This window comes from Rhizobium sp. CB2179 (genome assembly GCF_057653455.1).
In genome coordinates, this window is the sequence record NZ_JBYGKR010000004.1 from 128,354 (window position 1) to 153,570 (window position 25,217).

The 25,217-nt window shown below is 60.9% G+C and carries 25 protein-coding genes; 15 read left to right on the plus strand and 10 right to left on the minus strand.

What is annotated here, in order from left to right; genetic code table 11:
• Positions 1-55: 55 nt before the first annotated feature.
• The 8 genes from glpD to glpK all read left to right on the plus strand — a co-directional run bounded on the left by glpD (position 56) and on the right by glpK (position 9,304).
• Positions 56-1,570, plus strand: a complete 1,515-nt coding sequence (gene glpD, locus AC244Q_RS32260) for a glycerol-3-phosphate dehydrogenase (RefSeq protein ID WP_012759897.1) — start codon at positions 56-58, stop codon at positions 1,568-1,570.
• Between the two features lie 41 nt (positions 1,571-1,611).
• Positions 1,612-2,691 carry an ABC transporter ATP-binding protein gene (locus AC244Q_RS32265; protein WP_012759896.1) on the plus strand — a complete coding sequence of 360 codons (1,080 nt, stop codon included), beginning with the start codon at positions 1,612-1,614 and terminating at the stop codon, positions 2,689-2,691.
• A gap of 9 nt (positions 2,692-2,700) precedes the next feature.
• Positions 2,701-3,771 (plus strand): ABC transporter ATP-binding protein, encoded by a 1,071-nt coding sequence (locus AC244Q_RS32270; protein WP_012759895.1) that lies wholly within the window; start codon positions 2,701-2,703, stop codon positions 3,769-3,771.
• Between the two features lie 2 nt (positions 3,772-3,773).
• The gene (locus tag AC244Q_RS32275; protein WP_012759894.1) at positions 3,774-4,640 is read left to right on the plus strand and encodes a carbohydrate ABC transporter permease; all 867 of its coding nucleotides are present in this window, start codon (positions 3,774-3,776) and stop codon (positions 4,638-4,640) included.
• Between the two features lies 1 nt (position 4,641).
• Complete coding sequence (locus AC244Q_RS32280; RefSeq protein ID WP_012759893.1) at positions 4,642-5,553, plus strand: carbohydrate ABC transporter permease; 912 nt, start codon at positions 4,642-4,644, stop codon at positions 5,551-5,553.
• Positions 5,553-5,849: a DUF2160 domain-containing protein gene (locus AC244Q_RS32285; protein WP_003552210.1), complete on the plus strand. Its 297-nt coding sequence runs from the start codon at positions 5,553-5,555 to the stop codon at positions 5,847-5,849. Before AC244Q_RS32280 ends, AC244Q_RS32285 begins: the two co-directional genes overlap by 1 nt.
• Before the next feature lie 80 nt (positions 5,850-5,929).
• The gene (locus AC244Q_RS32290) at positions 5,930-7,654 is read left to right on the plus strand and encodes an ABC transporter substrate-binding protein (RefSeq protein WP_003552212.1); all 1,725 of its coding nucleotides are present in this window, start codon (positions 5,930-5,932) and stop codon (positions 7,652-7,654) included.
• A gap of 147 nt (positions 7,655-7,801) precedes the next feature.
• Positions 7,802-9,304, plus strand: a complete 1,503-nt coding sequence (gene glpK, locus AC244Q_RS32295; RefSeq protein WP_128407277.1) for a glycerol kinase GlpK — start codon at positions 7,802-7,804, stop codon at positions 9,302-9,304.
• Between the two features lie 15 nt (positions 9,305-9,319).
• Here the strand turns inward: glpK and AC244Q_RS32300 are convergent, their stop codons facing one another.
• The 4 genes from AC244Q_RS32300 to AC244Q_RS32315 all read right to left on the minus strand — a co-directional run bounded on the left by AC244Q_RS32300 (position 9,320) and on the right by AC244Q_RS32315 (position 13,959).
• Positions 9,320-10,318, minus strand: a complete 999-nt coding sequence (locus AC244Q_RS32300) for an ABC transporter permease (RefSeq protein WP_128407276.1) — start codon at positions 10,316-10,318, stop codon at positions 9,320-9,322.
• A gap of 2 nt (positions 10,319-10,320) precedes the next feature.
• Complete coding sequence (locus AC244Q_RS32305; RefSeq protein WP_128407275.1) at positions 10,321-11,340, minus strand: ABC transporter permease; 1,020 nt, start codon at positions 11,338-11,340, stop codon at positions 10,321-10,323.
• Positions 11,330-12,880 carry a sugar ABC transporter ATP-binding protein gene (locus AC244Q_RS32310; protein ID WP_128407274.1) on the minus strand — a complete coding sequence of 517 codons (1,551 nt, stop codon included), beginning with the start codon at positions 12,878-12,880 and terminating at the stop codon, positions 11,330-11,332. The genes AC244Q_RS32305 and AC244Q_RS32310 overlap by 11 nt, the downstream gene beginning before the upstream one ends.
• Before the next feature lie 65 nt (positions 12,881-12,945).
• Positions 12,946-13,959: a sugar ABC transporter substrate-binding protein gene (locus tag AC244Q_RS32315; RefSeq protein ID WP_012759887.1), complete on the minus strand. Its 1,014-nt coding sequence runs from the start codon at positions 13,957-13,959 to the stop codon at positions 12,946-12,948.
• Positions 13,960-14,378: 419 nt separating this feature from the next.
• Here AC244Q_RS32315 and AC244Q_RS32320 point away from each other — a divergent pair, with 419 nt between their 5' ends.
• The 5 genes from AC244Q_RS32320 to AC244Q_RS32340 all read left to right on the plus strand — a co-directional run bounded on the left by AC244Q_RS32320 (position 14,379) and on the right by AC244Q_RS32340 (position 18,450).
• Positions 14,379-15,242 (plus strand): helix-turn-helix transcriptional regulator, encoded by an 864-nt coding sequence (locus AC244Q_RS32320; protein ID WP_128407273.1) that lies wholly within the window; start codon positions 14,379-14,381, stop codon positions 15,240-15,242.
• A gap of 107 nt (positions 15,243-15,349) precedes the next feature.
• Positions 15,350-15,787, plus strand: a complete 438-nt coding sequence (locus AC244Q_RS32325; protein WP_012760175.1) for a VOC family protein — start codon at positions 15,350-15,352, stop codon at positions 15,785-15,787.
• Positions 15,788-15,839: 52 nt separating this feature from the next.
• Entirely contained in the window at positions 15,840-16,886 is a 1,047-nt protein-coding gene (locus AC244Q_RS32330) for an ABC transporter substrate-binding protein (protein ID WP_041935946.1), read from the plus strand.
• Positions 16,887-16,894: 8 nt separating this feature from the next.
• Positions 16,895-17,683: an ABC transporter ATP-binding protein gene (locus AC244Q_RS32335; RefSeq protein WP_041935945.1), complete on the plus strand. Its 789-nt coding sequence runs from the start codon at positions 16,895-16,897 to the stop codon at positions 17,681-17,683.
• Positions 17,680-18,450, plus strand: coding sequence for an ABC transporter permease (locus tag AC244Q_RS32340; protein ID WP_128407272.1), 771 nt, complete (start codon positions 17,680-17,682; stop codon positions 18,448-18,450). Before AC244Q_RS32335 ends, AC244Q_RS32340 begins: the two co-directional genes overlap by 4 nt.
• Positions 18,451-18,581: 131 nt before the next feature.
• Here AC244Q_RS32340 and AC244Q_RS32345 read toward each other — a convergent pair whose 3' ends face one another.
• Positions 18,582-19,460: an alanine--tRNA ligase-related protein gene (locus AC244Q_RS32345; RefSeq protein ID WP_113546844.1), complete on the minus strand. Its 879-nt coding sequence runs from the start codon at positions 19,458-19,460 to the stop codon at positions 18,582-18,584.
• A 139-nt stretch (positions 19,461-19,599) separates the two neighbouring features.
• Between AC244Q_RS32345 and AC244Q_RS32350 the strand changes: the two genes are divergently transcribed.
• Both AC244Q_RS32350 and AC244Q_RS32355 read left to right on the plus strand, forming a co-directional pair.
• The gene (locus AC244Q_RS32350) at positions 19,600-20,031 is read left to right on the plus strand and encodes an antitoxin Xre-like helix-turn-helix domain-containing protein (protein ID WP_018070805.1); all 432 of its coding nucleotides are present in this window, start codon (positions 19,600-19,602) and stop codon (positions 20,029-20,031) included.
• A complete protein-coding gene (locus AC244Q_RS32355) occupies positions 20,028-20,510 on the plus strand; it encodes an RES family NAD+ phosphorylase (protein ID WP_012760170.1) in 483 nt (160 codons plus the stop codon). Before AC244Q_RS32350 ends, AC244Q_RS32355 begins: the two co-directional genes overlap by 4 nt.
• A gap of 184 nt (positions 20,511-20,694) precedes the next feature.
• Here the strand turns inward: AC244Q_RS32355 and AC244Q_RS32360 are convergent, their stop codons facing one another.
• The 5 genes from AC244Q_RS32360 to AC244Q_RS32380 form a co-directional block, all read right to left on the minus strand.
• Positions 20,695-21,102: a type II toxin-antitoxin system VapC family toxin gene (locus AC244Q_RS32360; protein ID WP_128407271.1), complete on the minus strand. Its 408-nt coding sequence runs from the start codon at positions 21,100-21,102 to the stop codon at positions 20,695-20,697.
• A complete protein-coding gene (locus AC244Q_RS32365) occupies positions 21,102-21,356 on the minus strand; it encodes a type II toxin-antitoxin system Phd/YefM family antitoxin (protein ID WP_011649626.1) in 255 nt (84 codons plus the stop codon). The genes AC244Q_RS32360 and AC244Q_RS32365 overlap by 1 nt, the downstream gene beginning before the upstream one ends.
• Positions 21,357-21,525: 169 nt before the next feature.
• Entirely contained in the window at positions 21,526-22,512 is a 987-nt protein-coding gene (gene pdxA / locus AC244Q_RS32370; protein ID WP_128407270.1) for a 4-hydroxythreonine-4-phosphate dehydrogenase PdxA, read from the minus strand.
• 31 nt (positions 22,513-22,543) lie between these two features.
• Positions 22,544-23,677 (minus strand): iron-containing alcohol dehydrogenase, encoded by a 1,134-nt coding sequence (locus AC244Q_RS32375; protein WP_128407269.1) that lies wholly within the window; start codon positions 23,675-23,677, stop codon positions 22,544-22,546.
• A gap of 352 nt (positions 23,678-24,029) precedes the next feature.
• Positions 24,030-25,214: a sialidase family protein gene (locus AC244Q_RS32380; protein ID WP_128407268.1), complete on the minus strand. Its 1,185-nt coding sequence runs from the start codon at positions 25,212-25,214 to the stop codon at positions 24,030-24,032.
• Between the last annotated feature and the right edge of the window lie 3 nt (positions 25,215-25,217).

Sequence of the window (25,217 nt, forward strand, 5' to 3'; positions counted from 1 at the left end):
CGCAATTGCGCAAGTTTTGTGCGATGCGAAATTGACGGCGGGCTCGGAGGGGGAATTGGGCCGAAATATTCACGACATATTCGTCATCGGTGGCGGCATCAACGGCTGCGGCATTGCGCGCGATGCCGTCGGGCGCGGTTATTCGGTGGCGCTGGCGGAGATGAACGATTTCGCCTCGGGTACCTCGTCGGGCGCCACCAAGCTGATCCATGGCGGCCTGCGTTACCTCGAGCATTATGAATTCCGCCTGGTGCGGGAATCGCTGATGGAGCGCGAGATCCTCTGGGCGATGGCGCCGCACATCATCTGGCCGCTGCGTTTCGTATTGCCCTACCACAAGGGCGGCATCCGTCCGGCCTGGCTGATCCGGCTCGGCCTCTTCCTCTACGACCATCTTGGCGGCCGCAAGCTGCTACCGCCGACATCCGTTCTCGACATGCGCCGCGATCCGGCCGGCAAGCCGCTGAAGGCGCTGTTTTCCAAGGCTTTCGAATATTCCGACGGCTGGGTCGACGATGCCCGCATGGTGGTGCTGAACGCCCGCGATGCCGCCGACAAGGGGGCGCTGATCATGCCGCGCACCAAGGTGGTGTCGGCAAAGCGCGAGAATGGCCTATGGCATATCGAGACCACCGATACCATCACCGGTCGCAATGACAGCCATCAGGCTCGGATGCTGGTCAATGCCGCCGGTCCCTGGGTCGACCATGTCATTCGTTCCGCCTTCGGCCAGAACGAAGCCCACCATGTCCGCCTCGTCCAGGGCAGCCATATCGTCGTGAAGAAGAAGTTCGACGATGTGAGAGCCTATTTCTTCCAGAACCCCGACAACCGGATCATCTTCGCCATCCCCTACGAGGGCGACTTCACCCTGATCGGCACCACGGATCGCGACTACACCGCCGATCCCCGGGATGTCCGGATCTCCGAGGAGGAGACCGTCTACCTTTGCAATGCGGCGTCGGAATATTTCAAGGAGCCGGTCAGGCCGGAGGATATCGTCTGGACCTATTCTGCGGTCAGGCCACTTTATGATGACGGCGCCTCGAAGGCGCAGGAGGCGACGCGCGACTATGTGCTGAAGCTGGAAGGCGAAGGTGCCGCGGCGCCACTGCTCAACGTCTTCGGCGGCAAGCTCACCACCTATCGCCGGCTTTCCGAACATGCGCTGGAGAAGATCGGCGCTGCGATCGGCGCCAAAGGCGCCCCGTGGACGGCCAAAAGCCATCTGCCGGGCGGCGATTTCGCGGTCAAGGGTTACGAGGCGGAGGTCGCCAAGCTGAAGCGGCGTTATTCGTTCCTCGCCGATCGGCATGCCCGCCGGCTGGTGCGCCGCTATGGCACCAGGGCCGAGGCGCTGCTTGGCGATGCCAGCGGCATCGACGATCTCGGACGGCTGTTCGGCGGCGATCTCTACGAGGCAGAGGTCACCTATCTCGTCGAACATGAATGGGCCCGGCACGCCGAAGACGTGCTGTGGAGGAGAACAAAGGATGGTCTGCGCCTTTCGAAGGAGCAGGCCCAGTCACTGGAGGAGTACATGGCTGCCATGCCGGCGATGGCCGGGTAGGAGCCATGTGGTCCCCGATGCGTGGAGGCACGGGAATCGGAATGCTGGAACTGCGAAACGCTGCCAAGATGGTGGGCGCGGACTATCATATCTATCCGACTGATCTGGTTCTCGAGCGAGGCACGCTGAACGTCCTGCTCGGGCCGACGCTCGCGGGTAAGACCTCTCTGATGCGGCTGATGGCGGGGCTTGACCGTCCCACAGGCGGCTCCATCCATTTCGACGGCACTGACGTCACCGGCATGCCGGTGCAGAAGCGCAACGTCGCCATGGTCTACCAACAGTTCATCAATTATCCGGCATTGACGGTCTACGAGAATATTGCCTCGCCGCTGCGGATTGCCGGCAAGGATGCCAAGATCATCGATCTGGAGGTACGCAAGGCTGCCGAACTTCTGAAACTCGGGCCTTATCTCGATCGCACGCCGCTCAACCTCTCGGGCGGCCAGCAGCAGCGCACGGCGCTTGCCCGTGCACTCGTGAAGAATGCGAGCCTTGTTTTGATGGACGAGCCGCTTGCCAACCTCGACTACAAGCTGCGCGAGGAATTGCGGCAGGAATTGCCGCGCATTTTCGCCCAGTCCGGCGCGATCTTCGTTTATGCCACGACGGAACCCTCCGAAGCCTTGTTGCTGGGCGGCAATACGGCAACGCTCAGCGAGGGCCGGATCACCCAGTTTGGCCCGACGGTCGAGGTCTATCGCAATCCGCTCGATCTGACGACGGCGAAAACCTTTGCCGATCCGCCGCTGAATTTTATTGATCTAATCAAATCGGCAGGCAATTTCCTGCGCGACGGCGCTGTGATTTTTGCCGTGCCGCGGCATCTTCAGAACGTGCCAGACGGGCCGGCAACGATCGCGTTTCACCCCCATCATCTTGCACCAACCGCCCAGACGGCTGATTCGGCGCGGCTGACAGCACGGACACAGATTTCGGAGATCACCGGGTCGGAGAGTTTCGTGCATCTGCAATTTGCCGACACCCGCTGGGTGATGCTTGCGCACGGCATCCTCAATGTCGACCCGGACACGGATCTCTCCGTTTTCATCGATACGCGCCACCTGATGGCGTTCGGCGCGGACGGCCAGGCGATCACCGCTGCCAGGCAGAGGGGCTAGGAGAAGATCATGGCACGTATCACCCTCGATCATATTCGACATGCCTATGGGCCGAACCCGAAGAGCGAGAAGGACTACGCTCTCAAGGAAGTGCACCACGAGTGGAACGATGGCGGTGCCTATGCGCTGCTCGGACCTTCAGGCTGCGGAAAGACCTCGCTGCTCAATATCATTTCCGGCCTTATTCAGCCCTCCGAAGGACGAATTCTCTTCGACGGACAGGATGTTACGAACCTGCCGACGCAGCAGCGAAATATTGCGCAGGTATTCCAGTTTCCGGTCATCTACGACACGATGACCGTCTATGACAATCTGGCCTTCCCCTTGCGCAACCGCGGAGTCGCGGAGCCTGATGTTGATCGTCGTGTCCGCGAAATATTGGAGATGATTGATCTTGCAGATTGGGCCAAGCGTCGCGCGCGCGGTTTGACGGCGGACCAAAAGCAGAAGATTTCGCTCGGCCGCGGCCTGGTGCGCTCGGATGTGAACGCGATTCTCTTTGACGAGCCGCTCACTGTTATCGATCCGCATATGAAATGGGTGCTGCGATCGCAGCTGAAGCGGCTGCATAAGCAGTTCGGTTTTACAATGGTCTATGTCACGCATGACCAGACGGAGGCGCTGACCTTCGCCGACAAAGTCGTGGTGATGTACGATGGCGAGATCGTGCAGATCGGCACGCCGGCCGAGCTCTTCGAGCGTCCGAGTCATACCTTCGTCGGCTACTTCATCGGTTCTCCGGGCATGAACTTCATGCCAGCCAAGGTGGAAGGCCGCACGGTTCGGGTCGGCGAGCATGCGCTGACGCTCGACTATGCGCCAAAGATTTCGGCAGCGGCCAAGGTAGAGCTTGGAATCCGGCCCGAGTTTGTTCGGGTCGGCCGCGAGGGCATGCCTGTGACCGTCAGCAAGGTGGAAGATATCGGCCGGCAGAAGATCGTCCGCGCGCAGTTTGCCGGCCAGCCGATCGCGATAGTCGTCCCTGAGGACGAGGACATTCCGGCTGATCCGCGGGTGACCTTCGAGCCATCGGGTATCAGTATCTATGCCGACTCTTGGCGCGCCGGACCGGAGGCTTGATGATGGAAAAAACCTGGAACAACAAAGCGTGGTTTCTGGTCTTGCCGGTCCTTGTGCTGGTGGCATTCTCGGCCGTCATTCCCTTGATGACGGTTGTGAACTATTCCGTTCAGGACACTTTCGGAAACAACCAGTTCTTCTGGAACGGAACTGACTGGTTTACGGAAATCCTGCATTCCGACCGATTCTGGGCCGCCCTACAGCGAAACCTGATTTTTTCGTTGATCATTCTCGCTCTTGAGATCCCGCTCGGTATCTTCATTGCGCTCAACATGCCGAAATCGGGCATCGGCGTGCCGGTGTGCCTGGTTCTGATGGCGCTACCACTGCTGATCCCGTGGAACGTTGTCGGCACGATCTGGCAGGTGTTCGGCCGCAACGACATTGGTTTGTTTGGCTATTACATCAATGCCATCGGCATCGATTACAACTATGTGCAGGATCCGTTCGACGCCTGGGTGACGATCATCATCATGGATGTCTGGCACTGGACGAGCCTGGTCGTCTTGCTTTGCTATGCAGGCCTCGTTTCCATTCCGGATGCTTTCTATCAGGCAGCCAAGATCGACGGTGCGTCTCGTTGGGCCGTGTTCCGCTATATCCAGCTGCCAAAGATGAAGCGCGTTCTTCTGATCGCCGTGCTGCTGCGTTTCATGGATAGTTTCATGATCTACACCGAGCCTTTTGTCGTCACTGGTGGCGGTCCCGGCAACGCGACCACTTTCCTGTCGATCGATCTGGTCAAGACCGCCCTCGGACAGTTTGACCTCGGTCCGGCCGCTGCCATGTCGCTGGTCTATTTCCTGATCATCCTGCTGCTTTCGTGGGTGTTCTACACCGTCATGACAAGCCACGACGCGGAGAATTGAAATGAGCGCCTCCAACGAAACGACAGCGAGCCGAAAAATCTCTGGCGCTACCAGTGTCGCAAGCGGTCTCTCCTCCGATGAAGTCAGCCGTCTGATGCGCCGGCGCGGCGAGGAATCGCGCTGGTGGTGGGTGGTTCCGACGATCTATATCATTGTGCTCCTGCTGCCGATCTATTGGCTCGTCAATATGAGCTTCAAGACCAACGCGGAAATCGTCAATTCTCTGACGCTTTATCCTCATAACCCGACGATCGCCAATTACGTGACGATCTTCACGGAGAAGGCGTGGTATTCCGGCTACATCAATTCAATCACCTATGTCGTGATCAACATGGTGATCTCGGTGGCAGCCGCGCTGCCGGCGGCCTATGCCTTTTCCCGTTATCGGTTCCTTGGTGACAAGCATCTTTTCTTCTGGTTGCTGACGAACCGGATGGCGCCGCCGGCGGTCTTTGCCCTGCCGTTCTTCCAGCTCTACTCAGCCTTTGGGCTGATCGATACGCACATCGCCGTGGCATTGGCGCATTGCCTCTTCAACGTGCCGCTTGCGGTCTGGATCCTTGAAGGCTTCATGTCCGGCGTGCCGAAGGAAATCGACGAAACGGCCTATATCGATGGCTATTCGTTCCCGCGCTTTTTCCTGAAGATCTTCACGCCGCTGATTGCGAGCGGCATAGGTGTCGCCTGCTTCTTCTGTTTCATGTTCTCTTGGGTCGAGTTGCTGATCGCACGAACGCTGACGACGACCGACGCCAAGCCGATCGCTGCCACCATGACCCGTACCGTCTCTGCATCCGGCATGGATTGGGGCTTGCTCGCCGCCGCGGGTGTTCTGACCTTGATCCCAGGGGCGCTGGTGATCTGGTTTGTGCGCAATTACATCGCCAAGGGCTTCGCCCTGGGGAGGGTTTGATGAGCTTTTCGCTTCCCGATTTTTCATGGATGGCGTGGACCTGGCCGACGGCCACTTTCTTCGTCGTTATCGCATTGCTGCTGATCGGCATGGGGGTCTGGGAATACGCCGCTCCGGGCGGCAATCCCCGGATCGGAATCCTGCGCTTCGAGACGACGCGCGGTGACCGGCTTTTCCTTTCGCTGCTCGGCAGCGCCTTTATCCATCTTGCCTGGCTTGGTCTCGCTGGATCAAGCCTCTGGTGGGCTCTCGCTCTCTCCGTTGTCTACGCCGTTGGCGTATTCCGTTACGTGTGAGGCAAACTGATGCAGATGGCCGGGTTTTTCTGGCCGCCTGAGACGTGAAGACTGCAATCGCAAAACCCTGGGAGGATATCATGCGAAGGCATTTATTGACGACGACAGCAGCCGTGCTGCTGGCCATGACCGGGTCGGCCTATGCCGGCATGGACGAGGCAAAAACTTTTCTGGATAAAGAGATCGGCGACGTGTCGACGCTTTCTCGCGCCGACCAGGAAAAGGAAATGCAATGGTTCATCGATGCTGCGAAGCCTTTCCAGGGGATGGACATCAAGGTTGTTTCGGAAACCTTGACCACCCACAAGTATGAGTCCGAGGTTCTGGCTCCGGCCTTTACTGCGATTACCGGGATAAAGGTCACGCACGACGTCATTCAAGAGGGTGACGTTGTCGAGAAGATCCAGACGCAGATGCAGACCGGGCAGAACCTTTATGACGGCTGGGTCAACGACTCCGACTTGATCGGCACCCACTGGCGCTATCAGCAGGTGCGCAACCTGACCGACTGGATGGCCGGCGAAGGCAAGGACGTTACCAACCCCGGCCTCGATATCGACGACTTCATCGGCACCAAGTTCACGACAGCGCCGGACAAGAAGCTCTACCAGCTTCCCGACCAGCAATTCGCCAACCTCTATTGGTTCCGTTACGACTGGTTCAACGACGAGAAGAACAAGGCCGATTTCAAGGCGAAATACGGCTACGATCTCGGCGTTCCGGTCAACTGGTCGGCCTATGAGGACATTGCCGAATTCTTTACCGGCCGTGACGTCAATGGCAAGAAGGTCTTCGGCCATATGGATTACGGCAAAAAGGACCCGTCGCTTGGCTGGCGCTTCACCGACGCTTGGCTTTCGATGGCCGGCAACGGTGACAAGGGTCTGCCGAACGGTCTTCCGGTCGACGAATGGGGTATCAAGGTCGACGAGAATTCGCGTCCCGTCGGTTCGTGCGTCGCGCGTGGCGGCGATACCAACGGCCCTGCATCGGTCTATTCGATCCAGAAGTATCTCGATTGGTTGAAGGCGTATGCACCGCCGGAAGCTCAGGGCATGACCTTCTCGGAATCCGGTCCGGTGCCGGCGCAGGGTAACGTCGCGCAGCAGATCTTCTGGTACACTGCGTTCACCGCAGACATGGTCAAGCCTGGCCTGCCTGTTATGAATGAAGACGGTACGCCGAAATGGCGCATGGCACCGAGCCCGCATGGCGTTTACTGGAAAGACGGCATGAAGCTTGGCTATCAGGACGTCGGTTCCTGGACGCTGATGAAATCGACCCCGACGGACCGTGCAAAAGCCGCGTGGCTCTATGCACAGTTCGTGACCTCCAAGACGGTTGACGTGAAGAAGAGCCAGCTCGGTCTCACCTTCATCCGCGAATCTACCATTCGCGACAAGAGCTTTACGGAGCGCGCTCCGAAGCTCGGCGGCCTGATCGAGTTCTATCGTTCGCCCGCCCGCGTCCAGTGGTCGCCAACCGGTACCAACGTTCCCGATTATCCGAAGCTGGCTCAGCTTTGGTGGCAGGCTATCGGTGACGCCGCTGCCGGCGCCAAGACACCGCAGGAAGCCATGGATTCTCTTTGCGGCGAGCAGGAGAAGGTCATGGGACGTATCGAGAAATCGGGCGTCCAGGGCGATATCGGCCCGAAACTCGCCGAGGAGCATGATCTCGCCTATTGGAACGCGGATGCGGTGAAGAAGGGCAACCTTGCGCCGCAGCTGAAGATCGAGAACGAGAAGGAAAAGCCGGTCACGGTCAATTACGACGAACTCGTCAAGAGCTGGCAGTCGAAGTAAGGCGGACCCGGCCGGAAGCGACGGGGCTTCCGGCCATCACTTCCTGCCACCGGCAACAAGCCGGTGGCACCCACAATCTTTCTCTCATGAAACGTCCGCGTCCTGCTGTCCTCGGCAGGAGCGGTTTCGTGCGAGCCGGAGACGGATATGAGCGGCTATATTCTTTCAATCGACCAGGGCACGACCTCCTCGCGCGCGATCGTCTTCGACGGCGACATGAAAATGGCCGGCTCGGCGCAAGCGGAGATCATTCAATATTATCCGCAGCCCGGATGGGTGGAGCATGACGCTGCCGAAATCTGGCAGTCCGTCGTCGATACTGTGCGCAAGGCGATCGCCGATGCCGGACTTGATGCCGCCGACATTGCCGCGATCGGCATTACTAATCAGCGCGAGACGGCGGTCGTCTGGGATCGCAGGTCCGGGACACCGCTTCACCACGCGATCGTCTGGCAGGACAGGCGCACGGCCGAGATGTGCGAGAGCCTGAAGGCCGATGGATACGAGAAGCTGTTCAGCGCCAAGACCGGGCTGCTGCTCGACCCCTATTTCTCCGGAACGAAGCTGCGCTGGCTGCTCGACAATGTCGATGGCCTGCGTGAGAAGGCGGAAGTGGGCGACGTCTGCTTTGGCACGATCGACAGCTGGCTGATCTACAATCTGACTGATGGACGCGTGCATGCCACCGATGCGACCAATGCATCGAGGACGCTGCTCTACAATATCGATGACGGTGCCTGGGATGAGGAGCTTCTCGGCATTCTCCGCATTCCGGCCGCCATGCTTCCTGACGTCAGGGAATGCGCCGATGATTTCGGCCGCGTCGACAAGGCGCTGTTCGGCGCGGAACTTCCGATCCTCGGGGTCGCCGGCGACCAGCAGGCGGCGGCGATGGGCAATGCCTGCTTCGAACCCGGCATGATGAAATCCACCTATGGCACCGGCTGCTTTGCCCTGCTGAACACCGGCCGGGATCGGGTTTCCTCTTCCAACCGGATGCTGACGACGATCGCCTGCCGGCTCGACGGCGAGACGACCTATGCGCTCGAAGGCTCGATCTTCATCGCCGGTGCCGCCGTGCAATGGCTGCGCGACGGCCTCGGCATTATCGACCAGGCGTCGGAGGCGGGAGTGCTTGCCGCCAAGGCCGATCCCGGACAGCAGGTCTACATCGTTCCGGCCTTCACCGGCCTCGGCGCCCCCTATTGGGATCCGGCTGCGCGCGGCGCGATCTTCGGTCTGACGCGAAACAGCGGGCCGGCGGAATTTGCCCGCGCGGTGCTTGAATCCGTCGCCTACCAGACGCTCGACCTGCTGGTGGCGATGAAGAAGGACTGGGGCGTCAACCAGCTGGAAACGGTGCTGCGCGTCGATGGCGGCATGGCGGCTTCGGATTGGACGATGCAGTGCCTGGCCGACATGACCGGAAATCCTGTCGACCGGTCGGCGATCCGCGAGACGACGGCGCTGGGCGCAGCCTGGCTTGCCGGGTCGAAAGCCGGCATCTGGCCCGGCAAGCGGGATTTTGCGCAGGCCTGGGCCTGCGACCGCCGCTTCAGCCCTTCGATGGATGAGACCGAGCGCCAAACGAAGATCATCGGCTGGAAGAATGCCGTATCGCGAATGATTTCAGACGCCTCCGCGGGATAGGACCGCTTCCGGCTCTTACGCGCCGGCAGCCTTTCTGTTGATGAAGCTCAGGGCGAGCACGGCGAAGATCAGCGTTCCCGTGCCGACCTGCTGCCAATAGAAGTTCAGATCGGTCAGCAGAAGCCCATTGGCGACGATGCTGAGCAGCAGGGCGCCGAGTACGGTGCCGCCGACATTCGGCCGTCCGAGTGGGCTGAGCGTCGTGCCGATGAAGGTCGCGCCGATGGCATTGAGCAGGAAGGCATTGCCCGAGGAAGGGATGTAGGTGGTGACGGTTGCGGTCAGGATCAGGCCGGCGATTGCCGCGATCAACCCGACCAGGATGAAAGTCACCGCGACATGGGCCGGCGCGGCGATCCCGGAATAGCGCACGACGCCCGGCTGGATGCCGATCGACAGGATGACGCGGCCGAAACGCGTCCGGGCAAAGACAACGGCAGCGGCCGCGATGACGACGATGGCAGCGGCAAGCGGTACTGGGAAGCCGACGATCGTGCCGTGGCCGAGGAAACGGAAGGCTTCCGGCACGCCGTTCGGCGGCAGATAGACCGGATTGCCGCCATTGGTCAGCAGCTGCTGAACGCTGCGGCCGATGAACAGCGTGCCGAGCGTGGCGAGGAACGGCGACACGCCGATCCCGGAAATCAAGAGCGCGTTGAAGGCGCCGACGAACGCTCCGGCGGCCAGTCCCGCGAGTGCGGCGACTGCCACCGGCTGCCCGGCGAGGACGAGCGAAACGAAGGCAAAGCTGGCGAAATCCATCGCCGTTCCCACCGAAAGATCGATGCCACCCGATGCGACGGCGAAGGTCATGGCGACCGAGACGATAGCTAGCAGCGTGAAATTGTTGACCAGGATGCTCTGCAGATTGGCAGGCGTCAGGAATGTCGGCGTTGCCACGGAAAAGGCGGCAAACACCGCAACCAGGGCGAGGATCAGCCCATAGCGCACCAGGCCGCCGGCGAGAAGACGCGGCAAGCCGATGCTGGCGGGGGTAGGGGTCTGGAGCGACATGGTCAGGCCTCCTGCCGGCGCAGCAGCGTGGTCGCGGAAACGACGATGAGAATGAGCACACCCTGGACGCCGCTGACCAGCGTGCTCGAAATGTTCAGCAGCTGGAAACCGTTGACCAGGAAGCCGACCAAAAGGGCCGAAAGCAGCGTCCCAGTGACCGTCGGAACCAGCCGGCGCGAAAAGACCGAGCCGAGCAGGGCCGTCACGACGACGGGCAACAGCATCTCGCCGGCGCCGGTCGTGCTGCCGCTTAGATAGGAAACCGACAGGATGCCAGCGACGCCGCCGGAGACGCCGCTGGCAACGAAGGCGCCGGCCAGCAGCCGGCGAAGCGGCAGACCGGCGGCACGCGCCGCATCCGGAAACTCACCGACGGCATAGAGGCGCAGGCCGAGCGGAGTATATTGAACGATCGCCGTGGTGATGGCCGTGAAGCCAAGGAGCACATAGGCAAGAACCGGGATGCCGAAAACATCCGAGGCCGAGAGCGCCGACAGGAAAGGCGTCGAGGCCGGCAGGACGGTATTGCCGGTCAGCACCAACTCCAGGCCGGCGACGACGTTCATGACGGCAAGCGTGGCCAGCAGCGGCACGATGCCGGCATAGACGATGGCAATGGCATTGACCGTGCCGATCAGGGCGCCGGTGAGGATCGCCGCGGCAATCGCCGTCGCATCGCCGTAGCCGAGCTGCGTCAGGCTCGCATAGACGGCAGCGCTGAGGCCCATATTGGCCGCGAGCGACAGGTCGATGCCGCCGGTGACGACATTGGAGCCGCCGGCAATCAGCACGATCGTCAACCCGATGGCAAGCACACCGGAGATGGCCGATTGACCAAGTACGTTGCCTATATTGCCGATGCTGAGGAAATAGGGTGCGGTCAGCGAAAAGATGATCAGGATGGCGGCGAAAGCGATCAGCGATCCGAAGCGCAACGCGGTCGCTGCAATATTGCCGGCCGGCCGGGGAGGCGGTTCCGCAGCGGAAAAACCGGAAGGCGCGAATTCTACTTCAGCCGACATGGCGTTGTCCCTCGGATGATCCGGTCGATTGAGCGAGCACCGCATCTGCCGTGGTCTCCGACGAGACGAATTCCCGCACCACGCGGCCGCGGAAGAGCACCAGGATGCGATCGGTGATGCCGATGAGCTCGGGCAGATCCGAAGACAGCACGATGACGCCGGCGCCGCGCGACGCGAGTTCACCGATCAGCGTATAGATCTCGACCTTGGAGCCGATATCGACTCCAACAGTCGGCTCGTCGAGGAGATAGACCTCGGAACGGCGGCTCAGCCACTTGGCGATGGCCACCTTCTGCTGGTTGCCGCCCGAAAGCGTGCGCAGCAGGGCGTCCCGCCCATTGGTCTTCACCTGCAGCCGCGTAATCAGAGCGTCCACTTCTTGCTGTTCGCGTCTGGGATCGAGAAAGCCAAAACGCGTGAAGCGGCCAAGGCTGGAAAGACTGATATTTTCCGCGACGCTGAGGTCGAGCGCGACGCCGTGGCGACGCCGATCTTCCGGCACCAGGGCGATCTCGCGGCCGGCCGCCTGGGTGGGATTGGTGAAACGGGCAGCCTTGCCACTGATTTCGATATGGCCGGAAGCCGGGGTCTCCAGACCGAAGAGAGTGCGGACCAGCTCCTTTGCGCCGGAGCCGAGCAGGCCGGTGAGGCCAAGCACCTCGCCGCGGCGAAGCGTGAAACTGATGTCGCTATATTTCCCCGGCGCCGACAGCTGCTCGACCTTGAGGATTTCCGCGCCGGGCGTCACCTGCGGCTTCGGAAACATCTCCTTGATGTCGCGTTCGACCATCAGCCGCGCAATCGCGCCAGCCGAGGTCTCCCCGATCGGCAGGGAGGCGACGTCCAGCCCATTGCGCAGCACGGTGACGTGGTCGCAGAGCTCTTCGATTTCGTTCAGGTAATGCGAGATATAGATGATGGTGACGCCTTCGTCGCGCAGACGGCGGATCAATCGAAAGAGGATATCGGCCTCGCGGCGCACCAGTGCGGCCGTCGGCTCATCGAAGACGAGCACCTTCGGCTGATTGAGGAGCGCGCGGGTGATTTGCACGATCTGCTTTTCGGCAGTCGACAATTCGCTGATCAAGGCGGCGTTCGGCAACCGGATACCGAAATAGTCGTTGAGAATATCAGACGCGCGACGTTGCATCAGTCGCCGGTCGAGGAACGGTGTGCCCGATATCCGCGGTTCCCGGCCAAGGAACAGAGCTTCGCCGACGGTGAAGGTCGGCACCAACAGCCGGTCCTGGTGAATGAAGTGGATACCGAGCTCTTCGGCAAGATGCGGTGTCAGCCTGTCGAATGTTTGCCCTTCGATCTCGATCCGGCCGCCATCCGGCTGATGAAGACCGGCCAGCAGTTTGATCAGCGTCGACTTGCCGGCGCCGTTCTGGCCGACGAGACCGTGGATGGTGCCGCGCCTGACGATCAGCGACGCACCGGCAAGCGCCTGCGCACCGCCGAAATGCTTGACGATGCCTTCAAAGCGGATGATGTCGTCGCGTGCCGTCACCGGCGGCTTCAACGAAATGGCCGTCATATCGATCTCTCCGGGCGGGCAGATTGCGAGCGATCCGGCGATGACCGGACCGCTCGTGTTCAGTGTCAGCCGATGCCGAGCTTCTTGGTGACTTCGCCGACATTGGCCTTGTTGGCGAGCAGTGCCGGAACATAGGTCTCGCGCGGCAGCGTCTGGCCGGCGAGCAGCTTGGCGACGTTGCGGATGGCGGTGCGGCCGATTTCCGCCGGCTGCTGGGCGACATCGGCACCGGCTGGCGAATTCGGATCGGCGATGAGCTGGAGCACTTCCGGGCTGCCATCGACACCGTAGGTGCGGATCTCGGTCCGCCCGGCGGCCGCCAAGGCCTGGGTCGCGCCAAGCTGCGGAATGTCCCAGGCCGACCAGATCGCCTTGATCGAACCCTTTTCCGGATACTTGTTGAGGATCGCCGTGATCTGCGTGAAGGCGTCCTGCACGGTATTCGGAATGACGTCGCGCAGTTCCGGCTGGAGGATTTTGACCTTCGGGAAATATTTGACGACATTGACCAACTGGTCGTAGCGGATCGCGCAGGGGGTTACGCCGTAGAAGCCGTTGAAGACGACGATATTGCCTTCGCCGCCAATATCGGAGACGAGCTGCAGCGCCAGGTCCTTGCCGATGCCCCAGTTATCGGAGGTGGTGTTGTTGATCGAATTGGTCGAACCGACGTCGACGGTCAGAACCGGGATCCCGGCATCGCGCGCCTTCTTCAGCCAGGGATCGATGACGCTGAGCGTTCCAAGGATCTGAACGATCGCATCCGGCTTCTGGGCAATCAGCGTCTGCAGCTGCGAGACGAGCTTGCCGTCATTGCGTCCGGCATCGACGGCGATCGGCTCGCCACCGAGGCGCTTTACCTCCTCGATCTGGGCATTATAGGCCTGCAGGTCGAAGAAGTGATCGGTGCCGGTTGCGCTGATGGCGATGCGCTTGCCTTTCAGCGACAGTTCTTCGCCCGCGGCAAAAGCCGACTTCTGTCCGATGAGCGATGCACCGGCGACGGCGACCCCGGCCGCCGCAGACAGTTTCAGCAGCTCTCGTCTTCCGAGACCGTTTTCAGACTTTTCGATACTCATCGCAATTTCTCTCCAATTAATTATGTCTATAGATTAAATGGATTAATGCGTCTGGATAGGAACGAATTTCCAAAAGAACGATCTCCGGGGGAAAGAGTGGACAAAACGAAAGCTCTTCCCTGGCCGCGGTTTCCCGCGACCAGGGATGATTCCGGAGGCCTCGGCGGTTTTCAGAGCGGTCGATGAGTCTGCAGCCACCGATCAAGAAGAACATGCACTGCATAATTCTTGCGCATGCGACCAAATTTGCCGAAGGCGAACTCCTGCCGGGCCGCGGTGCCGTGTGGCGCGACAGCAGGCGTAAAATCACGATTTAACGGGGCACCGTCGGGTTTTATGCTGCGATGTTGATATCCAGCGCGAAGCTTCGCTCCACTTGGCGCGCAACTTGCCTCTCCCCTGCCAGGGAGAATGAAACAATGCCGGATATCGACCCGCAGATTTTCTCAATAAGCCGGCCATCCCTTGGAGGCTACAAGGCTTTCGTTCAACGCGACATGATTGTCGAGACCTATCGCAGCGCCGCGGGGCAGATGGTTTCGAGGGGCTCCCTTCATCGAATTTCGATCAACCGCACGGCGCACGGCAAATATGCCTATCGGCTTGGAAGCGGGGCATTCCGCAAAGTTGAGAGGCCGCCGTTCACCCTCGGATTTCAACCGGCCGCCACCGCCCTTGAAGTCGATGGCGATGCGGCGGATTATATCTCGATCTTCCAGTCACCTGCGCTCTACAGCAGCATTGGCGGCTCTCGCTTCGATTCCGAGCATTGGGATAGTGATGCGCTCAGCGCGACGACTGATCCGACAACGCTGCAGGTCGCGCTCTCCCTTGCATTTGCCGCCGAGAAGACCGGGCGCGACGACCCGCTTTTGATGCAGCATCTGGGGATGGCGCTCGCCTGTTGCGTTGTAAAACTGCTGGGCGCCAAACCTGAAGCCGGCGATCGTCCGCTGACATCGGAGAACCTTCGACGGGTGATCGACTACATTGAAAACCTGCTTGGCAAATCCGATCTGAGTGTGGAGGAGCTGGCCGGGGTGGCCCATATGAGCCCCTTTCACTTCAGCCGGGAATTCAAACGGGCGGCTGGCATGGCGCCGCATCGCTTCGTTCTCGAACGCAGGATCGAACGAGCACGGCTTTACCTCGCCGATGGCAAGGAGACGCTCGCAAACATCGCTTATGCCACAGGCTTTTCCAGCCAGGCGCATTTCTCCAGCGTCTTTCGCCGTCTGATGGGGGCGACACCGAAGGAATACCAGCGTTCGGTCCGTCTTTGAGCCGGCTCTTGCCGATGACAGATCAGCAGCTTTGCGAAAGACTACCGCACGAATTTGAAATCTCTTGAGGCTGCGGTCTGCGAGGCTTTTCCCATCAGGAGGCCCATATGACCGCTTTTGCCCAAACTAATCCGATTACCGACATCTGCTTTTTGGTCGAGGACATCGACAAAGCATCGGCCTTCTATGTCGAGCGGCTTGGCTTCAAGCCGCGCCGCCGGGCTCCGGGCTTTGCCGATTTCAAAGGGGCGGGCGTGACGCTGGCGCTCTGGGAGATCGAGCATATCGCCGAGAATACCGGTGTCTCAAGCCGCCGTGCCCCGCAAGGTGCGCACAAGGCCTGCGCGGCCATCGAGCTCGCCTCGCCAGAGCAGGTCGATGCTGCCTATGCGGAGCTGAAAGCTGCGGGCGTGCTCTTCCACGCGCCGCCGCAGGATTATGTCTGGAACGCGCGATGCGTCTATTTCGCCGATCCTGACGACAATCTCTGGGAAATCTATGCGTGGTCCGCAGGTGGCCCGATCGGTGACATCGGCCCGCAATAGCGAGCGCAATCGGTCGGTCGTCCAACAATCCAACAAGGGGAAAGGCAAACAAATGAACGGGGAAGACAAACAAATCGTGGTCGGCAGGCGTACCGTCCTGAAGGGCGGAGCCTTTGCCCTTGCTGCAGCGACGGCAGGGATCAGCGTGTTCGTGCCGCGTCACTCCAAAGCCGCCGCATCCAAGGTCGTCATCAAATATGACTGGCTGATGAGCAACGGACAGATCGGCGATATCGTCGCAGTCAAGCGTGGGCTGTTCGAGGCCGAGGGTCTCGACGTCGAGTTTTCCCCTGGCGGTCCCAATTCGGCAACGGTGCCGCCCGTGATCACGGGTGATGCGCAGCTCGGCCAGTTCTCGGATTCGGCACAGCTTCTTCTTGCCAGGTCATCCGGCGTGCCGATCAAGATCTTCGCCTGCGGTTTCCGCATGGCGCCTTTCGCCTTCTATTCGCTGCCCAAGGCGCCGATCCGCACCGTCAAGGACATGATCGGCAAGCGCATCGGCATCCAGCCGACGGCTCGTTATGTCCTTGATGCCATCCTGCTGAAGAACAATATCGATCCCTCGAGCCTGACCATCACCAATATCGGCTTCGACATGACGCCGCTGATGACCGGTCAGGTCGATGCAGTGACCGGATGGATCACTAACACGCAAGCCCTTTCCATCATCGGCCCCGACCGCATTGATCTGATAATGAAGGACACGGGCCTGCCGTCCTACGCCAACGTCTATTTTGCCACCGACGATGCCGTGACCGGCCATGCTGAGACATTGGCAAAGGTGTTGCGTGCGGTCGCCAAGGGTTGGGCCTGGACGCATGACCATCCCGAAGAGGCGGTCAAATTGACGGTGGAGGCCTATCCGCAGCTCGACCTTGCCGTGGAGCTGAAGACGATACCGCGCATATTGTCGCTGAGCTTCGACGCAGCAACGGGTAAGGATGGCTGGGGCAGTTTCGATCCGGCGGCGCTTGCCGAACAGATTTCCGTCTACGACAAGATCGGCCAGTTCAAGAGCGGCGCGCCGAAGCTGGAGGACTGCTATACGGCCAAAATCCTGGACATGACGGCGGACGACCGCCCGAAGATTGCGTGAGAGCGGATTTGCCTGAAGCAGCGGCCATCGAAACCAAGGATCTGGCTGTCGGTTATGCCGGCGCTGTCGAGACGACCCGCATTCTGTCCGGCGTCGACCTCAGCGTCGGCAGGGGCGAGTTTCTGACCATTCTCGGTCCCTCTGGCTGCGGCAAGTCGACCTTGCTGCGTGCCGTGGCGGATCTTCTCCCGCCGCTTGACGGGCGGCTGTCGGTGCTCGGCAGGACAGCGTCGGAGGCGCGCCGGCGGCGCGAGGTCGCCTTCGTCTTTCAGGACGCAACGCTGCTGCCGTGGCGGACCGTGAAAGAGAATGTCGCGCTGCCGCTGCAGGTGGGGAAGAAGAGCGTCTTGCGATCGGTCGATCCGCGGCCCGACCACTGGATCGAACTGGTCGGCCTGTCGCATCTGGCCGACCGCTATCCGCATCAACTGTCCGGGGGCCAGCGCCAACGCGTCGCCATAGCGCGCGCGCTTCAATGCGAGCCGGATATCCTGCTCATGGACGAACCCTTCGGCGCGCTCGACGAGATCACCCGTGAACGACTGAACGACGAGCTTCTGGACGTCTGGCGCCGGACCGGCACGACCATCCTGTTCGTCACCCACAGCGTCGTCGAGGCGATCTATCTCGGCGGACGCGTGCTGGTCCTGGCCGCCAATCCGGGCCGCGTCCAGGCGCTGATCGACCTTGCACCGCTGAAAGACGAGCGTGGGCTCTGTCGGCGCGAGAGTCTCGATGTCCAGGAGACAGCCGCCCATCTGCGCCATTTGTTGCAGCAGGGGAGTTCGGCTGCATGATGCATCGTCCGTTGTCATTCGCCGAGGCAATCGGCCTTCCTGTTATCGGCGCCCTTTCGCTGCTTCTCGCCTGGCAGTGGCTGGTGCCGGCGCTCGGTATTCCGGCCTATATCGTTCCAACGCCGCTGGCGATCCTGCGCACGCTTGGCATCGAATGGCGCTTCCTTCTGTCGAATGCGATTCCGACATGGGGCGAGGCGGGTCTCGGTTTCCTCCTGGGCAACAGTCTCGCCGTGATCATGGCGATTGCCTTTGTCTACAATCCGCGCTTCCAGGCCGCCTATTTTCCCGTTGTCCTGCTCTTCAACACCATCCCCGTGCTGGCGCTTGCGCCGATCATCATCCTCATTTTCGGCCTCGGCATGCTGCCAAAGGTCATCATCGCCGCTCTCATCTGCTTCTTCCCAACCCTGGTGAATACGGCCCGGGGCCTCAATCTGGCGACTGCGAGCGAGCTTGACCTGATGCATGTGCTTTCGGCGAGCGGGTGGGAGACGTTCTGGCGCTTACGCGCCCCACGATCCGCCCCCTTGCTCTTTGCTTCGCTGCGCATTTCGGCAACCACCTGTGTGATCGGCGCGATCGTCGGGGAGTGGATCGGTTCGAACCAGGGGCTGGGCGCCGTCATCATCCAGTCGACATTCAACTATCAGGCGGAAAGGCTTTTTGCCGCCGTCGTGCTCGCCTCGTTCTCCGGTATCGTCTTTTTTGCCGCTGTTGCCCAGATCGAGCGGATTTTCCGTCGGCTGCAGCCGGCGCGCAACTGAAAGCGTTCAATGCGGGCAGCACATCTCCGTGACTGGCTCATCGCCTGGGCAAACAGGGGATGGCCAAAACGCTGACACTTTCCAGCATATGGCAAGGCCTCCCGCTTTGTCTGCGGGAGGCCTTGCTTCCGCTATTCGTCCATCGTCTCCCGGATGTCGGAGAGATCGATGCCATGAGTGTCGAACCACCAGGCGGGACTCATGTCGGAATGGCGTTCACGCAGACGCAGATATTTGGCGCGCAGCCGCTTCTGGCGCTCGACCTCTTCCGCGAAGAAGGGGTGATCGAGCGTGCCGCCCATCTTGTGGATGCGACGAAGCAGTTTTCGCAAGACATATCCCTGCTCCCTGTTGCCCGGCCGGTAGCCGCTTTCCACGATTGTCATGACCGTCTCGCACAGTGTCCCAAGCGCATCGTCTTGCGGCGTGCCGTTGACGATCATGTCGAGGCGCTCGAGACCGAAGCCGACGTCGATGCAGGTGCCGAGCGGATTGACGATGTTTCCGATCTCGACGCCATCCTTGTAGAACTCGGTGCAGTATCCGCTGATGCTGCCATCGCTCCACATGCATTCCGGATCCGGCATGATGGCCACGCGCCCGCCATAGAGCGGCGTCCATTCCACCAGGCGGTCGGGATGGATCGTCACATGATCCGGCACGAGCCCCACCGTTCCCAGAAACTCGAGCCAGAAATCGATGGCATTGCCGACGGTCATTTCCCTAAACGAGAAAAGGCCGAGCATGGAGAAATGGAGAAGATGAGTTCCGTCGCCGATTTCGTCGAGGTCGCCCATGCGCAGGCAAGCCTGGCTGTTTGCGATTGTTCCACTATGGGAGGGATCGGTGAAGAGGGGCTTGTACTGCTGCATTCCAGCGCTGCAGAAGAGCGTGGTATCGTCATGCGGCCGTACGGATTCGATGTGTATGAAATCAATGCCCTTGTAAAGGCAGAAGTGTTGATATTGCTGGATCAGGCGTCCCGCGGTGACATAGGCAACCTCCTTCATTGTTCGTGTGCCTTAGGTAAAGATAGCGGTCTCTCGCGCGCACGGCAATCCGCCGCTATCGAAGATAAGCCGGGATGGCACCCTTGAACATCGCCTCACTTGAGGCTAGATATATCCTCAAGTGATAAGGAGCTTTGTCATGATGGGATTTGCAGTCATCGCAGACGTTCTCGGACTGCCCGCCCGGGAACCGGCGTCGCGCTCGGCCTTTGGCCTGCTCTCCAGCATCGAGGAAGGCTTGCCGGTCAAGGCGCTTGATCGCATGGCGCTGCTTCTGGCGCCTGATGATACTCAGTTCAAGTATAGGCTCGTTCCGAAGGCCACCTATGAGCGGCGCAAGTCCAAGCATCGGCTCTCCTCCGACGAGGGCATAAAGCTCGCCCGTCTGGCGCGCGTCTGGGGATCGGCGCTGGATGTCTGGCAGACCGAGACCGAGGCGCGCGATTTCCTGTTTCGGCCGCATGCGATGCTGGAGGACAGGCGGCCGATCGACGTGGTGATCCAGAGCGAGATCGGCGGCGAGCTCGTGCTCGATATTCTCGGAAGCCTGAAATACGGCAGCGCTGCGTGAGCGCACAGGTTCTTGACCGCACACTGACATCCGTCCGCATCGGAGATCCCCACGGAACCTATCCGATCTTCGACGCCACCGGCTCGACCATCGCGCCTGGCCGGTGGAACACGTCGGGCAGCCCGATCATCTATACGAGCGAGCATTATTCGACGGCACTGCTCGAAAAGCTCGTCCATGGCAGCGGGCGGCTGCCACCCAATCAGCACTATGTCACGATCACCCTACCGCGTGGGCTAAGCTACGAGGTTTTCTCCGAGCCCGCGCTGCCCGGCTGGGACAGCATGCCGGCAAACGTCAGCAAGGCTTTCGGCGAGCGCTGGTGCCAGGAAAAGCGCAGCGCCATCCTGCTGGTGCCAAGCGTCGTCGCCCGCGTCGACCGCAACGTGCTGATCAATCCGGCCCACCCGGAATTCCCGTCGATCACCACCAGCCTCCACCAACCGGTCTTCTGGGATCGTCGCTTGTTCGGCATGTGACGGGTTGCGGTGCAATCAACGTTTCCGCTGAGCAGATCAAAACGCCGGACAGATGAGGCTTGGTCAGCAGATCATGATGCTGCCACCAAACGCGCCGACAATAGTACTCGGCCCGACGTAGCCAAGGCCTTTATCCAAAGGCACAGGAGGCCATTTTAAACGAGGAAGTGGCTGCCTCGACTGCTCACGCGTCCGTCTCCCATGGATTTATCACCGCTGCGCCGGTGTCGTCAAAATCGCCGACATTGCGAGTGACGACAATCAGATCATGAACGATCGCGGTTGCGGCGATCAGCCCGTCGATATCGCCACGCGGCCGGATGGCGGCGATGCGGCCCCATTCGACGGCGATCTCGTCGGTCACCGGCAGGATCCGGTCGCCATGATCATAACGCAGCTTGCGCAGCCACTCGGTGAGATGCGCCGCGGTCTTCGGATCCGATTTCTGTTTGAGGGCAATGCCGCACATGATCTCGCCAAGCGTCAACGCGCTCAGGTGGATGGTGAGCGGATCGACGGAGCGCAGCCAGGAGACCGCCTGCGGCGTGCCGCGTCGCGCCTCCGAGACGATGTTGGTGTCGACCAGATACATCAGAAGGCAACGTCGCGGCTTGGAGTCTTGTTGCGTGCTTCTACCGCATCGGCGAACTCATCGTCCCAGGCGGGGCCACCGAGCAAGTCGTCGACGAGGGTCGGCCTGCCGGCACGCAGGGCGTCGTAGTCGCGCGCGGACAGAACGACGGCCGTACGCTCGCCCCGCACGGTCACCACCTGCGGCCCTTCTTGTCGGGCCTTCTGCACGACCTTCGAAAATTGGTTCTTGGCGTCCTGCAACTGCCATTCCATCGATTCTGTTCCTAGCTAGACTGTCTAGCTATATAGTCTTGGAATGTCGACGCGTCAACGGCGGGACGCTCCTGAACGACAGAGTCCGGTTATGCTATTGGATGTCATAACGAAGTTCAAAATCGTTGTGTCGGCGATGGGCGCTTGTTGGTCCTCATGGAAGCCGCGATCACGCTCTCTGCCGCGGCGAGCGGGCCATCAGCCTGGCATAGGCGATGGCCGACAGCATGTTGACGTGGTTTGCCTTGCCGGTGCCGGCGATGTCGAAGGCGGTGCCGTGATCGACCGAGACGCGGTCGATCGGCAGGCCGAGCGAGACGTTGACCGCCGTGTCGAAGGCGACGAGCTTGATCGGGATATGGCCCTGGTCGTGATACTGGGCGATGACAAGATCGAAGGCGCCGTTATAGGCGCGGGCGAAAACCGTATCGGCCGAGATCGGGCCGACGACGTCGATGCCCTTTGCCTGCGCCTGCTCGACGGCGGGCGCCAGGAATTCCGTATCCTCGGTGCCGAACAGGCCGTTTTCGCCGCAATGGGGATTGAGGCCGGCGACGGCGATGCGCGCTGTTTTGCCAAGCCGCAGGAAGTGTCGATGGCCGGCTTCGATTGTCGCCAGCACCCGCTCAGTCTTGGCGCGCTCGATCGCGCCCTTCAGCGAGATATGGGTGGAGACGTGGATGGTGTTCAGCCGCTCGGAGGCAAGCAGCATGAAGGAGCTCTTCGAGCCGGTGAGATGCGCGAGCAGCCCGGTGTGGCCGTCATGGTGATGGCCGGCGAGGTTCATCGCCTCCTTGTTGATCGGCGCGGTGACGATGACGTCGGCTTGTCCCGACATGGCGAGATCGACGGCGCGGGTGATATAGCGCACCGAGGCATCGCCGGCGACGGGGCTGACCTTGCCGATCTCGGGCAGGGCGGCGGCGAGCGCGACTTCGTCGACGGCAATCCTGTCGTCACCGGGCGCATCGGCAGGCCCGAACCGCAGTCCGGTGCCGCTGACGCGGTCGGCGCGTTCCAGCGCTTCGACATTGCCGACGATCACGAAATCGCGGCGCTCTTCCCTCGGAAGGGCTGCCAAGGCCTTGACGATCACCTCGGGGCCGACGCCGGCCGGATCGCCGAGCGTCACGGCAACTTTCGCATTCCTGTCCATCGATCGAGTCCCTTCTAAAAAACCTTACCGCTTAAAAGGCAGCCGCGTAAATCGCGCGAATGTCGGCGCGCGTGAGATCGCGCGGATTGTTATCGAGCAGACGGCGAATGGCAAAGGCGTCGTCGGCCATGGCGTCGAGATCGGTTTCCGGCACGCCGAGGCCGGAGAGCTTCATCTCGATGCCGAGTTCGGCGCAGAAAGCGTAAGCCGCATCGAAGACGGAGGTGACATTGCCGGAGGTTTCACGCCCAAGCGCTTCCATCACCGCCTTGGTTTTCTCAGGCGCGGACGGTGTATTGAAGGCGAGAACATGCGGAAAGATCAGCGCATTGGCTGCGCCATGGGCCACATGCCAGCGTGTTCCGAGGGGATAGGCAAGCGCATGGCCGCCGGCGGTATTGACCGGGCCGAGGCAGAAACCGCCGTAAAGCGAGGCGAGCGAGAGGCCGGCGCGCGCTTCAGCGTCGTTGCCGTCCTTGACGGCGCGGGCGAGATATTTGCCGACGAGCCGCGTCCCCTCGATCGCATAGATGTCGACCATCGGATGCGCCTTGCGGTTGGTGAAGGCCTCGACGCAATGGGCCATGGCATCGACGCCGGTGGCGGCCGTCGTGCGAGCCGGGACGCTGAAGGTCAAAGCAGGATCGATGACGGCGATATCGGCCAGCATATGCAGGCTTTCGACGGCAAGCTTTGCCATCGTCGCCGGATCAGTGACAAGCGCACGGATGCCGGCCTCGCTGCCGGTGCCCGATGTCGTCGGCACCTGGGCAAGCGCTACCTTGCGCGGCCCATGCACCTTGTTCGGACCGACGACCTCGTGCAGCGTCTGGGCAGAGCCGGCAAGCACGGCGGCAAGTTTTGCTAGATCCATGGCGCTGCCACCGCCGAAGCCGACAATCAGCTCGGCATCGGCGGCGTTTGCCGCCGCCAGCACCTTTGCGAGATTGGCCGTATCCGGTTCGGGCGTCACTTCGGCAAAGACGGTTACCTCGCCCTTCAGCTCCAGTACGTCGATGCGCGAGGCATTGAAGGCATCGGAGATGACGAGCGTGCGACCATAGCCCTTTTCGGCGGCCCATTTGCCGAGCTTTCCCGCCGTGCCGACGCCGAATTCGATCAGATGCGGCCGAACTATCGTGATCGGCGAATCCAAGCTGGCCATGAACCAGTCCTCCCTGCAAGATCTTGCGGCAATATCATCGTCCTCTTTAATGTAAAGTTGTAAGGTCAATGTCAAGCCAGCATTCCAGAGAGCAGAAGTTTTTATCATCTGACGTGCGCTCGAGCGCGCTTCAACGCGGCGTTGCTGTGCCAATATCGATAAAGATATCAGTGTGTTATGAAATTCGTCATGGTTATGCCGGCATTTCATGCACCGCTGGCCCATGATCTTTGCGACGGCAGTGAATAATCTGAGCCTGTTGTCAATTTCCCCGTCCGTCAACCCGCAGCCGTTGCCATCCTGGATCCTTGCGATCGGATGCAGGTTTACAATTTTCCGGCTGCCGCTTTGCTCACGGCAGGGATTGCGGGGCGAGGCGCACATATTTGATGGCGCGCCGGTAGTAGGTGTAGGCGATATGGAGCGTGCCGTCGCCGCCCTGGACGATCGAGGGGTAGGAGAACTCGCGGTTCAGCGACTCTTTCGAATTGTTGCTGAGGCAGAAGCCGTCGCCGGTATCGAGATCGATGCGATGCGGAAAGCTCTTGCCGCCATCCCTTGATATCGCCAGGCTCAGCGGCGCACGCGGAACACCCCAGACGGCCTTGCGTGCGCTGGTATCGGCAACGACGGCGGTCTCTCCAGCTTCGCCACCCTCGATTTCGTCATAGAGAGACTGGCGACGTGCATCCGACATGCCGGCATTCGAATGGTTGTAAACCATTGCGATTGCTCCATCATTCAGGATCGTGGCCTGGATCGAGGAGTTGTTGTTCGGCAGTTCGGCGGGCTCGGGCGCACTCCATGTCTCGCCGCCATCGGATGATCGGCTGGAAAGGATGTTTTCGGCAAAACGATTGCGGTAGAAGGCGATCATCTCGTCGCCAAGCGGCAGGATGTTCATGTGCACCGCGCCGATACTGTCTGGAATATCGCGCATCTGCCAACTCGCGCCGCCATCACGTGACATCAGCACCGCAGCCGTATCGGCATCGCCGCTCCAGCGCTGGCCATTCAGGCCGACGCAACGGAAGACCGGAAGCAGCCAATCGCCCCTGCCGTTGACGACGATCTGCTGGCGAACGAAAGTGCCGGGACTGTCGCAGAGAATTTGGACCGGGCCGAAAGTCTGGCCGCCATCACCTGAAATCCGGCATTTGACAACAGAACCGTCCTGATTGCCGGAAGTCTGCGAGGTATAGAGCAGCCATACGTTTCCGTCTGGAGCCTTGAAAATTAACGGATTTTGTTCGGATTTCTCCGGGTCGTCGCTCATCTTTTCCGGCACGGACCATCGCCCGGAGCCCGGCGCCAGCCGCGACATGTAAATCGAGATATCGCCCATGCCCTCCATCGTGCCGCCGAACCAGACGCAGGTCAGCGTGCCGTCGGGCAGAAAGGCGAGATTTGCGGCATGGTTCTGGATGCAGGGGGAGGGCAGATAGGCATCCGCACGACCCTCGATTGTGGGGTGAGGGGCGATGGCCCCGGTCATCAGGGCCGGAATGGCTTCCGGAGGCAGGCCGGTAAAACTCATGAC